Source organism: Cupriavidus nantongensis, from assembly GCF_041726985.1.
Lineage (GTDB): Bacteria > Pseudomonadota > Gammaproteobacteria > Burkholderiales > Burkholderiaceae > Cupriavidus > Cupriavidus nantongensis_A.
The window spans coordinates 169,319-180,019 of sequence record NZ_CP168303.1 but is presented as its reverse complement, the minus strand read 5'-3'; the positions used below and the strand labels follow the sequence as shown (position 1 = coordinate 180,019).

Here is a 10,701-nt window from a genome sequence, read left to right as displayed (position 1 = left end):
GGTTCGCTGGCGCGCGGGGGCTAGCTCCCGGCCTGCCCCAGCACCCGGCGCAGCAGCCACAGCATCGCTTCACGCACGCCGCCGGCATCGGCGCCGGCTTCGATCTCGAGCGCGGCGCGGTCGAACGCCGCTGACAGCAGCGGCGCCACGCCGCCTGCTTCCACGCCCGCCGCCGCCAGCCCCTCGCGCAAGGTGCGGGCCGCGTTGGCCTCGTCGAGGGCCAGCATCTCGCGTAATCCCAGCACGGCCGGGCCCTCCACCAGCAGCAGGCGGGTGCGTCCGGGTACCGTCATCGCGTGCAGATAGGCTTGCGCCCCATCGAGCAGGGCATGGGGCGCGTCTTGCCCCGCCGGCGTGGCAGCTTCGATATCGGCGGCGACGGCCGCGGCTTCTTCGGCCAGCACGTGGCGGAACAGGTCGCGCTTGTCGGCGAAGTGGTGGTACAGCGCGCCGCGCGTGATGCCGGCGGCGGCGCAGACGTCAGGCGTCGAGGTCTCGGCGTAGCCGCGGCTGACGAACAGGGCGCGGGCGGCCTCGGTCAGCGCCTGGCGGGTGGCTTCGGTACGTTCGCGGTTGGTGCGGGCCACGTTCTGGTGTCCTTGCAAACATGCAGCCTGTATCTTAATATCTATTTACATACAGACTGCATGTATTTAACGAGGAGCCATCATGAAAGTCACCAGCTATTACCCGGTCATCATGACCGCCGACGTGGCCGGGACGGCCGCGTTCTACCAGCAGCATTTCGGCTTCACGGCCCTGTTCGCCAGCGACTGGTACGTGCACCTGCAACTGTCGGACGACACCACGGTCAACCTCGCCGTGCTCGACGGCAGCCACCAGACCATACCGGCGCCCGCGCGCGGCCAGCGCGCGCAGGGATTGCTGCTGAACTTCGAGGTGGAAGACCCGGATGCCGTCCATGAGCGCCTGCGCGCGGCAGGACTACCGATCCTGCAGCCGCTGCGCGACGAGGCCTTCGGCCAGCGGCATTTCATCACCGCCGATCCCAACGGCGTGCTGATCGACATCATCAAGCCGATCCCGCCGTCGGCGGAGTTCGCGGCGCAGTACCAGGCCGGCGCGCTGCCGGCCTAGGCGGCAATAGCCGTTCAGGCCGCGCAGACCCGGTACACCGCCAGGCTGCCGCGCCAGTTGACGCCCCAGCTGACGGTCACGCCCTCGTGCATCACGACGCGGTCGATCACGCGCAGGCCGACCTTGGGCGCCAGCGCCTCGAAGTCGCTGATGGTCAGCACGCGCACGTTGGGCGTGTTGTACCACTGGTAAGGCAGCGATTCCGACACCGGCATGCGGCCGCGGAACACCGACAGCCGGTGCGGCCAGTAGCCGAAGTTCGGGAACGAGACAATGCACTCGCGCCCCACCCGCAGCGTGTCGCGCAGCACCTGCGCGGTGTTGTGGATGGTCTGCAGCGTCTGCGACAGGATCACCGTGTCGAAGCTCTTGTCCTCGAACAGCGCCAGCCCGCCCTCCAGGTTCTGCTGGATGACATGCACGCCCTTCTGCGCGCAGGCCAGCACGCCTTCGTCGCGGATCTCGATGCCATAGGCCTGTACCTCGAGCTCGTCCTGCAGCACGCGCAGCAGGCTGCCGTCGCCGCAGCCCAGGTCGAGCACGGTGGAGTTGGGTTCGATCCAGCGCGCGATCGCGCGGAAGTCGGGGCGCAGCGCCAGGATATTGGGATTGGCCAGGGCGTTCATGCGCCGATCTCCTCAGCGATGCGGTCGTAGTAGGCGCGCATCAGGTTGTGGTAGCGCGGGTCGTCGAGCAGGAAGGCATCGTGGCCGTGGGGGGCGTCGATCTCGGCGTACGAGACCGGGCGCTTGTTGTCCAGCAGCGCCTTGACCAGTTCGCGGCTGCGGCTGGGGGCGAAGCGCCAGTCGGTGCCGAAGCTGGCGACCAGGAAGCTGGCCCTGGTCTGCGCCATGGCACGTGTCAGGTCGCCGCCGTGGGCCAGCGCGGGATCGAAATAGTCGAGCGCGCGTGTGATCAGCAAATAGGTGTTGGCGTCGAAGTACTCGGCGAACTTGTCGCCCTGGTAGCGCAGGTAGCTCTCGACCTGGAACTCGACGTCGAACGAGAAGCGGATGTCCTCGCTCTTGAGCTCGCGGCCGAATTTCTCGGCCATGTCCTCGTCCGACAGGTAGGTGATATGGCCGATCATGCGCGCCACGCGCAACCCGCGCTTGGGCTTGACGCCGTGCGCGTAGTAGTTGCCGCCATGGAAGTCGGGGTCCGACAGGATCGCGCTGCGCGCCACTTCGTTGAAGGCGATGTTCTGCGCCGACAGCTTGGGCGTGGAGGCGATCACGATGCAGTGGCGCAGGCGCTCCGGGTACATCAGGCTCCAGGCCACCGCCTGCATGCCGCCCAGGCTGCCGCCCATCACCGCGGCAAACTGCGTGATGCCGAAGGCGTCGGCCACGCGCGCCTGCGCATTGACCCAGTCTTCCACCGTGACCACCGGAAAGGCCGCGCCATAGGGCGCGCCGGTGGCCGGGTTCAGGCTCATCGGCCCGGTCGAGCCGAAGCACGAGCCCAGGTTGTTGATGCCGATGACGAAGAAGCGGTTGGTATCGAGCGGCTTGCCGGGACCGACCATGTTGTCCCACCAGCCCACGTCGCGCGGGGCGTCGGCATAGACGCCGGCGACATGGTGCGAGGCGTTCAGCGCGTGGCACACCAGCACCGCGTTGGAGCGGTCCGCGTTGAGCGTGCCGTAGGTCTCGACCATCAGGTCGTAGCCGGCGATGGACGAGCCGTTGCGCAGCTTCAGCGGCTCGGCAAAGTGCATGCGCTGCGGCGCGACCACGCCGACCGAATCCGGCGGCAGGTCGAACGCGGCAGGCGCGGCGGTCGGCAGGGCGACATCAGTCATGGAATCCGGCCCGTGGCGAACGGGCATAAAAAAACCCGACCGGCATTTGCGTATCAAGCGTCGCAGCCAAGTCGGGATTCGCTGGATTCCTTGCGGGATTCCGCGTGCCGGCGCCAGCCACTGCCGTGGTGGCATGGGGCGCCGACCCAACCTCTTTAGCCGCATTTATAGTGGCGAGCCACGGACCCTGTCCTTGGCTGCCGCGCGCCCGCAAGCCAGTCATCAAATCGGCGCGACCGGGCAATTATAGAGCAATCGGCCCGGCTGGTTGCATTCAGCCCAGCAGCACGCGCAGATGCGCCTCGGCATGGTCCGATGGCGACTTGCGGAAACCGCTCTTGGCATAGCGGTGCCACTGGCCCTGCACCGCCGCCATGATCAGCGCGGCGCGCGCGGGAATATCGGCATCCGCGGGAAACGCGGCCTGGGTCACCGCGACCTTCAGGCACTGGCGCAGCGAAGCCTCGATGCGGTCCACCACCTGGTTGATGCGCTCCTGCAGCCGTTCATGCTCGCCCACCAGGGCTTCGCCGGTCAGCACGCGCGTCATGCCGGGGTTCTTTTCCGCGAACGACAGCAGCATGCGCACGATCGCCTGCGCCTGGCGCAGGCCGTGTTCTTCCTTGTCGGTGATCTGGTTGATCAGCCCGAACACGGTCTGCTCGATAAAGCCGATCAGCCCCTCGTACATCTGCGCCTTGCTGGCGAAATGCCGGTACAGCGCCGCCTCGGACACGCTCAGGCGCGCGGCCAGCGCCGCGGTGGTGATCTTTTCCCCGCGCGGGTGCTCCAGCATGGTGGCCAGCGTCTGCAGGATCTGCACGCGGCGCTCGCCGGGGCGCGGACGCTTGCGCGCCGGCGCCGCCGGCTGCTGGTCGGCGTCCGGCTCGCTGCCCGCGATGACCGCCTCTGGTTCGCGCCCGTTGCTTTGCGTCATGACCCGGTTCTCCGCATTCGTCGTTGGAGTTGATGCATCGATTGTACTTTTATGTCCACATAGGTCGGCCGGTTCGGCACGCGGGCACGCACGCGCGGCACGTTGCCGGGCTGCGCCTGCGGCGCCTGGGTCTCGGCCGCCACCAGCGTCACGGAGCGCTCCTGCACTGCGTGGCCGGCGCGGCGGCGGTCCTCGGCCTCGAGCGTCGAGCGCACCGCGGCGTCGCGCCGGCTGCCGTCGTCATGCGCGGCGGAGGGACCGGCAGGCACCACGTGCGGACGCGACGGCGCAAGCGTGCGCAGGTAGCCGGTCACCCACGCGGTACGGATGCCGATGCCGGTGTAGCGCTTGAGATGCGATACGGTGTCTTCCACCAGCACCGCGCGATGCGGCGCGATGCGCGCCTGCGCCAGCAGCCGGCGCAGCATGCGGCGGTCGGGCTTGGGCCGCAGGTGGCCGTGCACCCACATCTGCTCGATCGCCACCACGCGCTCGAAGCAATGGTGGATGCCGGCGATGTCCAGCACCGCGCGCGCATAGTCCTGCGGCGCGTTGGTGACCAGGATCTTGCGCCCGGGCAGGCGCCGCAAGTGGGCGGCGAGGCCACGCCGCACCCGCACCATCTCGGCCAGTGCCGGGAATTCATGCGCGGCGCGCAGGAAATCCGCGGGGTCGACGCCGTGGTGGCGGATCATGCCGAGCAGCGTGGCGCCGTAGCGCTGCCAGTAGTCCACGCGCACGCGGCTGGCGGTGGCCTCGTCGCAGCCGAGCACGCGCGCCACGTAGGCGGTCATCAGCCGGTTGATCGCCGGGAAGATCGCGTGCGAGGCGTCGTGCAGCGTGTTGTCGAGGTCGAACAGCCAGACCGTGTCGCCCGAGGTATTGCCCGCGGGACGGCGGCGGAGGCGAGCGCGGACACGGCGCGGTGAGGGAAGACTGGAAGGCACGCCGGGCAGCTCGGAAGGTGGTGGGATATGCCGGAGCGGCCGGCGGGGGCCGGCGCCGCTCCGGGGCTCCGCTCAGTGCGAGCGGATCATGGTGCCGAAGGCCTGCTCGGTCAGGATTTCCAGCAGCAGCGAATGCTCGATACGGCCGTCGATGATGTGCACGGAATGCACGCCGCTCTTGGCCGCGTCCAGCGCCGACGAAATCTTCGGCAGCATGCCGCCCGAGATGGTGCCGTCGGCGAACAGCTCCTCGATCTCGCGCGCGGACAGGTCAGTCAGCAGGTTGCCCTTCTTGTCCATCACGCCCGGGATGTTGGTCATCATCACCAGCTTCTCGGCCTTGAGGATCTCGGCCATCTTGCCGGCGACCACGTCGGCGTTGATGTTGTAGGCCTGGCCGTCGTCGGAGAAGCCGATCGGCGAGATCACCGGGATAAAGGCGTCGTCCTGCAGCGCCTTGACCACCGCCGGGTTGATCGCCTCGATGTCGCCGACATAGCCGATGTCGATGAACGCGCCCGGGTTCTCGCGGTCGGGCATCTGCAGGCGCTTGGCGCGGATCAGGCCGCCGTCCTTGCCGGTCAGGCCGACGGCCTGGCCGCCGTACTGGTTGATCAGCATCACGATGTCCTGCTGGACTTCACCGCCCAGCACCCACTCGACCACTTCCATGGTCTCTTCGTCGGTGACGCGCATGCCCTGCACGAAGGTGCCGACCTTGCCCACCTTCTTCAGCGCCTCGTCGATCTGCGGGCCGCCGCCGTGCACTACCACCGGGTTCATGCCGACCAGCTTCAGCAGGATCACGTCGCGCGCGAAGCCGTGCTTGAGCTTCTCTTCGGTCATGGCATTGCCGCCGTACTTGACCACGATGGTCTTGCCGTGGAACTTGCGGATATACGGCAGGGCCTCGGCGAGGATCTCGGCCTTCAGTGCGGGAGCGATGGCGGCCACCGCGGTCGCGGCAGGCCCAGGGTTGTCGGCGTTCATGGGGGACATCCGTGAGAATCAACAGGTATGATGGCTTAGCCGCCGCGTCCCCGGGGGGAAGCCCGACGGATCGCCCCCGGGGATCGCCCGAAAGTGCGCCATCCGGCCACGGCAGGCGCCGATTTTACAAGAAACCGCGCGGGGCGAAAGCGCGCCGGCCCAATGCGGCGCGGCGAACCGGCCGCAAGCGGCCTGCGGGGCACCAGTGCGTTCCGTCGATGCAACAACCGCACCGCTTCGTAGCCGTTTGGCCCGGGCGGCGGCGCAGTGTTCCCGAATCGCTTCCATCATGCCTGACCGAAATTCCCGCGCCGCCTCCCCAATGCGGAGACAACCATGAGCGACGCCGCCGCAGTGCTGACCGGCCAGTTGCGTCCGGTCGAACATTGCAGCCGCTGCGGCGCCGGCTTTGTCTGCGGCTACGTGGCGGGACTGCCGACGTGCTGGTGCGCCAGCCAGCCGCTGCTGCCGGCACGGCAGATCGTGCCGGGCCAGCACTGCCTGTGCCCGGCCTGCCTGGCGGCCCGGAGCCAAGCAAGTCAGGCGCCGGATTCCGAAACCGTTCCCGCTTCTGCACCCGATCCGGCGGCCGGCTGACGCGCCGGCGCGGCCGCCACGCCGCTGTCCCACTGCATCGCCAGCATCCCGGCGACGATCAGCGCCGCGCCGGCCAGCCGCGCCGGCGTCAGCGCGCGCACCGCAAACCCCGCCAGGCCGAACTGGTCCACCAGCAGCGCGGCCAGCACCTGCCCGGCCACCACCGCGGCGATAAAGCCGGCGGCGCCCAGCCTGGGCGCCACGATCAGCGCGGCCGAGATATAGAACACCCCCAGCACCCCGCCGCTCCACAGCCAGGCCGGCGCCTGGGCCAGTGCCGCCGGCGATGGCAGCGGCACCCGCATCAGCCACAGCACCGGCAGCAGCGCCACCAGGCTGACCAGCAGCGACACCAGCGTGGCCGACAGCGGATGGCCGAGCATGCGCCCGAGCGTAGCATTGGCCCCGGCCTGGAACGGGATCGCGGCACCGGCCAGCACGGCGGTGCCAAGCGGCAGCCAGAGCGATGACGGGATCGAAAACGACAGCTGGGTGCCTGACATGGCGCGCTCCATAGGGCAAGATGCGATGCCAGCAGTTTGAAATATCGCTTTGCGAATTTCCAATTCTGCTTTCGTACGTTTAATATTCGCCGAATGAATAGCCTACGCGGAATCGACCTCAACCTGCTGGTGGTGCTGGAAGCGCTGCTGGCGGAGCGCCATATCTCCCGCGCCGCGCTGCGGCTGCACCTGAGCCAGCCGGCGGTCAGCCATGCCCTCGGGCGGCTGCGGCAGCTGCTCGACGACCCGATCCTGGTGCGCGGCAAGGGCGGGCTGGTGCTGAGCGCGCGCGCGCACGAACTGTCCGGCCCGCTGGCCGAGGCGCTGGCGCAGGTGCGCATCCTGCTGGGGCCGAGCGGCTTCCAGCCGGCGACCGCGCGGCGCAGCTTCCGGCTGGCGATGTCCGACTATGGCGCGCTGGTAGTGCTGCCGCGGCTGCTGCGCGCGGTGCGCAAGGCCGCGCCCAATATCGACCTGGTGGTGTCGCAGGCCAGCCGCGAAGGCATGACCGCGCAGGTGGCCGACGGCGAGATCGACATGGCTTTGGGGGTGTTCAGCCACCAGCCCGAGGGCGTGCAGTCCGCCGAGCTGTTCCGCGAAAGCTATGCCTGCGCGGTCGATGCCGCCACCGTGCGCGATACCGGCCGGCTCGACCAGGTGGCCTACCTGGCGCGCTCGCACGTGCTGGTCGCAACGCACAGCGAACGGATGGACGCGATCGACACGGCCGTGGCCAGGCTGGGGGGACGGCGCAAGATCGCCTGCGTGGTGCCGCACTGGAGCGTGGCGCCGGCGCTGATCGCCGGGACCAACCTGGTGCTGACCACCGCGCGGCGCAGCCTGGCCGCGCTCGAGGACGACCCGCGCTACGCCGTGTTCGCGCCGCCGTTCGCGCTGGATGACTTCACCTTCACCATGATCTGGCACCAGCGCACCGAGGCCGATCCCGCCCACGCCTGGCTGCGCGAGCGCGTGCTGGCGGCGGCGTCGAGCCCGGAAGCGGACGAGCCGATCAGCCTGCGCGGCTGACGGCCCGGCGCCGGCATCCCGGCCGCGCCAGTTGTTGCTCAGTGCTTGTGGTCGCCGTGCCCGGCGTGACCGCCGGCGGCAGCAGGCACCATGCTGCGCACTTCGGCCGTGACCTTCTGCTCGACGACCTTGCCGCCCTGCTCGATCTTCAGCGTGATGGGCACGGTATCGCCGGGCTTGAGCTGGGCCTTCAGGTCCATCAGCATCACGTGGTAGCCGCCCGGCTTCAGTTCGACGTTCTGCATCCTGGGCAAGTCCAGCGACTTGACCTGGCGCATGCGCATCACGTTGCCTTCCATCTTCATCTCGTGCAGCTCGGCCGCCGCCACCGGCGACGACACGCCGACCAGCTTCGCATCCTGGTGCGCGTGCAGCACCATGAAGGCGCCGGAAGCGGTCTGGGTCGGCACCGTGCCGCGCACCCAGGCGTTGCTGACATCGACCTGGGCCAGCGCGGCACCCGATGCCAGCGTAGCGGCCAGGGCAAAGGAAGCGGCCAGCGTGGCCGGGCGGAATTTGGCTTGCATCAAAGGCTCTCCTGAAAGCAGACATTAGACCATGGCGAGGACCGCCCTGCCTGCGCCCGGCGTGGCCGCCGGGCACGCGCGCTCGAGCGCGCAACCAGCCAGTCTGGCAGCCGCCGCGGCAGCGCGCCAATGCGGCAAGGTGTCGCACGCGCGGGCGCCCCGCGGCGGCATTGATACACTCGCGCCATGCGCCCCGCCCCAGCCATGACCCGCCTGCCTGACTTCCCGTTCCTGTCGCCCCTGCCGGCCGGCAGTTCGGCGCGCCATGGCCAGGTGACGCTGCGCCGGCTGTTCTGGCTGCGCTGGGCGCTGCTGGGCGGACAGGCGCTGACCGTGCTGGTGTGCGAGCCGATTGCCGGCATCCGCCTGCCTTACACGCCCTTGCTGGTGGTGCTGGGGCTGCAGGCGCTGTTCAACCTGCTCACCGGCCTGCGGCTGCGCCAGCACACGCGGCGCAACAGCGCGCCCGGCGAGGCCGAACTGATGGGCCAGCTGCTGGTCGACCTGACCGCGCTGTCGGCGATCCTGTTCTACACCGGCGGCGCCACCAACCCGTTCGTCTCGTTCTACCTGCCGGGGCTGGCCATCGCCGCGGCGATCCTGCCCTGGCGCCAGGTGATTGCGCTGGCGCTGTACGCGCTGGCCTGCTACACGGTGCTGCTGATCGAATACGTGCCGCTGGACCTGCACAACCCGGACAACGCGGTGACCTACCACCTGGCCGGCATGTGGCTGAACTTTGTCGCCAGCGCGGTGATGATCGCGCTGTTCGTGGCGCGCCTGTCGGGCGTGCTGCGCCAGCGCGAGGCGCAGCTGAACCTGGCACGCGAGCAGCTGTTGCGCGAAGCGCGCGTCGAAGACCTGAACGGCCAGGCCGCCGCGGTCGCGCATGAAATCGGCACGCCGCTGGCGACGCTGGCGGTGATTGCCGGCGAGCTGCGCGCCGATGCCTCCGACCCGGGCCGCGGCGCCGCCGCCATCAGCGGCTACCTGCCCGACCTGCAGACCATGGAGCAGCAGCTGGCGCTGTGCCGCTCGACCCTGGCGCGGCTGCGCGAAGACCCGGCCACGCTGGCGCCGCGGCGCATCGACGGCTGGCTGCCGGCGTTTGCCGAGCGCTGGCAGCTGCGCCATCCCAATGCCAGCCTGCAGGCCGTGGCCACGCCGGGCGCCGGCGCGCAGTCGGTCGAAACCGCGCGCGTGGGCCAGATCCTGACCATCCTGCTGGACAACGCCGCGCGCAGCCAGCAGGCCGCAGGACGCGGCGCGCAGCCGCTGCAGTTGCAGATCGCCATGGCCCCGGGCAACACCGCGCCGTGGCTGTCGTTCCGCGTCGCCGACCAGGGCGACGGCATTCCTGAAGCGCTGCGCGGCCAGCTCGGCGAAACCCCGGTGGCCAGCCAGCACGGCGGCCAGGGCATCGGACTCTACCTGGCGCAAAGCGCGGCCCGGCAGATGGGCGGCGAACTCGCCTGGCATGACCGCCCGGGCGGCGGCACCGTCGCCGAACTGCGCCTGCCCGCACTGTCGACGCTCTCCACATCGGCGGCTGCCACCACCATGCCTTCCACCTCATGACCGATACCCTCAAGCCGGTACCCGAAACGCCGGTACCCGAAGCCACCGCACCGGCCGGCACGCCCTTCCTGGTAATCGACGACGACGAAGTCTTTGCCGGCACGCTGGCCCGCGCGCTGACGCGCCGCGGCTATGCCGTGGCCGTGGCGCATGACGGCCGCACCGCGCTGGCGCTGGCGGCGCGCACCGACTTTGCTTACGTCACGCTGGACCTGCACCTGGAGCCGCCGCCCGAAGCCGGCAGCACTGCGCCCGCCGAGTCCGGGCTGCAGCTGGTGGCGCCGCTGCGGCAGGCACTGCCCGATGCGCGCATCCTGATCCTGACCGGCTACGCCAGCATCGCCACCGCGGTAGCGGCGGTCAAGCAGGGCGCCGACGAATACCTGGCCAAGCCGGCCAATGTCGATTCGATCCTGACCGCGCTGATGGCGGGCGTGTCCGAGGACGCGGCGCAGGCCGCGCTGGAAGAGCCGGTGCCGCTGTCGGTGGCGCGGCTGGAGTGGGAGCATATCCAGCGCGTGCTGGCCGAGCACGGCGGCAATATCTCCGCCACCGCGCGCGCGCTGAACATGCACCGGCGCACCTTGCAGCGCAAGCTGGGCAAGCGGCCGGTATCACGCTGAAGGCGCGGAAAACGCTGAACGGGTCTCCAATGCAAAAGGCCGCGCAAATGCGCGGCCTTTTGCATGCC

13 protein-coding genes are annotated in these 10,701 nt (G+C 69.6%); 5 read left to right on the top strand and 8 right to left on the bottom strand.

Annotated elements, in window-relative coordinates:
- Positions 1–20 precede the first annotated feature (20 nt).
- Positions 21–587, bottom strand: coding sequence for a TetR family transcriptional regulator (locus tag ACEI37_RS11875; protein WP_373379057.1), 567 nt, complete (start codon positions 585–587; stop codon positions 21–23).
- 82 nt (positions 588–669) lie between these two features.
- On the opposite strand from ACEI37_RS11875, the gene ACEI37_RS11870 reads away from it, so the two are divergent.
- Complete coding sequence (locus ACEI37_RS11870) at positions 670–1,098, top strand: VOC family protein (RefSeq protein ID WP_373379056.1); 429 nt, start codon at positions 670–672, stop codon at positions 1,096–1,098.
- 14 nt (positions 1,099–1,112) lie between these two features.
- Here the strand turns inward: ACEI37_RS11870 and metW are convergent, their stop codons facing one another.
- The 5 genes from metW to argB all read right to left on the bottom strand — a co-directional run bounded on the left by metW (position 1,113) and on the right by argB (position 5,776).
- A complete protein-coding gene (gene metW / locus ACEI37_RS11865) occupies positions 1,113–1,724 on the bottom strand; it encodes a methionine biosynthesis protein MetW (protein ID WP_062796341.1) in 612 nt (203 codons plus the stop codon).
- Positions 1,721–2,902: a homoserine O-acetyltransferase gene (locus tag ACEI37_RS11860; protein ID WP_373379055.1), complete on the bottom strand. Its 1,182-nt coding sequence runs from the start codon at positions 2,900–2,902 to the stop codon at positions 1,721–1,723. The genes metW and ACEI37_RS11860 overlap by 4 nt, the downstream gene beginning before the upstream one ends.
- 274 nt (positions 2,903–3,176) lie before the next feature.
- Entirely contained in the window at positions 3,177–3,839 is a 663-nt protein-coding gene (gene slmA, locus ACEI37_RS11855) for a nucleoid occlusion factor SlmA (protein WP_116381747.1), read from the bottom strand.
- Positions 3,836–4,786 (bottom strand): pyrimidine 5'-nucleotidase, encoded by a 951-nt coding sequence (locus tag ACEI37_RS11850; protein WP_373379054.1) that lies wholly within the window; start codon positions 4,784–4,786, stop codon positions 3,836–3,838. The genes slmA and ACEI37_RS11850 overlap by 4 nt, the downstream gene beginning before the upstream one ends.
- Before the next feature lie 72 nt (positions 4,787–4,858).
- Complete coding sequence (argB, locus tag ACEI37_RS11845; protein ID WP_039008462.1) at positions 4,859–5,776, bottom strand: acetylglutamate kinase; 918 nt, start codon at positions 5,774–5,776, stop codon at positions 4,859–4,861.
- A gap of 336 nt (positions 5,777–6,112) precedes the next feature.
- On the opposite strand from argB, the gene ACEI37_RS11840 reads away from it, so the two are divergent.
- Complete coding sequence (locus ACEI37_RS11840; protein ID WP_373379053.1) at positions 6,113–6,373, top strand: cysteine-rich CWC family protein; 261 nt, start codon at positions 6,113–6,115, stop codon at positions 6,371–6,373.
- On the opposite strand, the gene ACEI37_RS11835 is transcribed toward ACEI37_RS11840, so the two are convergent.
- Positions 6,316–6,876: a DMT family transporter gene (locus tag ACEI37_RS11835; RefSeq protein ID WP_373379052.1), complete on the bottom strand. Its 561-nt coding sequence runs from the start codon at positions 6,874–6,876 to the stop codon at positions 6,316–6,318. The two genes, ACEI37_RS11840 and ACEI37_RS11835, sit on opposite strands and share 58 nt — an antisense overlap.
- 93 nt (positions 6,877–6,969) lie before the next feature.
- On the opposite strand from ACEI37_RS11835, the gene ACEI37_RS11830 reads away from it, so the two are divergent.
- Positions 6,970–7,905, top strand: coding sequence for a LysR family transcriptional regulator (locus ACEI37_RS11830; RefSeq protein ID WP_373379051.1), 936 nt, complete (start codon positions 6,970–6,972; stop codon positions 7,903–7,905).
- Between the two features lie 38 nt (positions 7,906–7,943).
- Here the strand turns inward: ACEI37_RS11830 and ACEI37_RS11825 are convergent, their stop codons facing one another.
- Positions 7,944–8,432, bottom strand: coding sequence for a copper chaperone PCu(A)C (locus ACEI37_RS11825; protein ID WP_373379050.1), 489 nt, complete (start codon positions 8,430–8,432; stop codon positions 7,944–7,946).
- A gap of 186 nt (positions 8,433–8,618) precedes the next feature.
- On the opposite strand from ACEI37_RS11825, the gene ACEI37_RS11820 reads away from it, so the two are divergent.
- Positions 8,619–10,010: an ATP-binding protein gene (locus tag ACEI37_RS11820; protein ID WP_373379049.1), complete on the top strand. Its 1,392-nt coding sequence runs from the start codon at positions 8,619–8,621 to the stop codon at positions 10,008–10,010.
- Positions 10,007–10,633, top strand: a complete 627-nt coding sequence (locus tag ACEI37_RS11815) for a response regulator transcription factor (RefSeq protein WP_373379048.1) — start codon at positions 10,007–10,009, stop codon at positions 10,631–10,633. The genes ACEI37_RS11820 and ACEI37_RS11815 overlap by 4 nt, the downstream gene beginning before the upstream one ends.
- Positions 10,634–10,701: the final 68 nt, after the last annotated feature.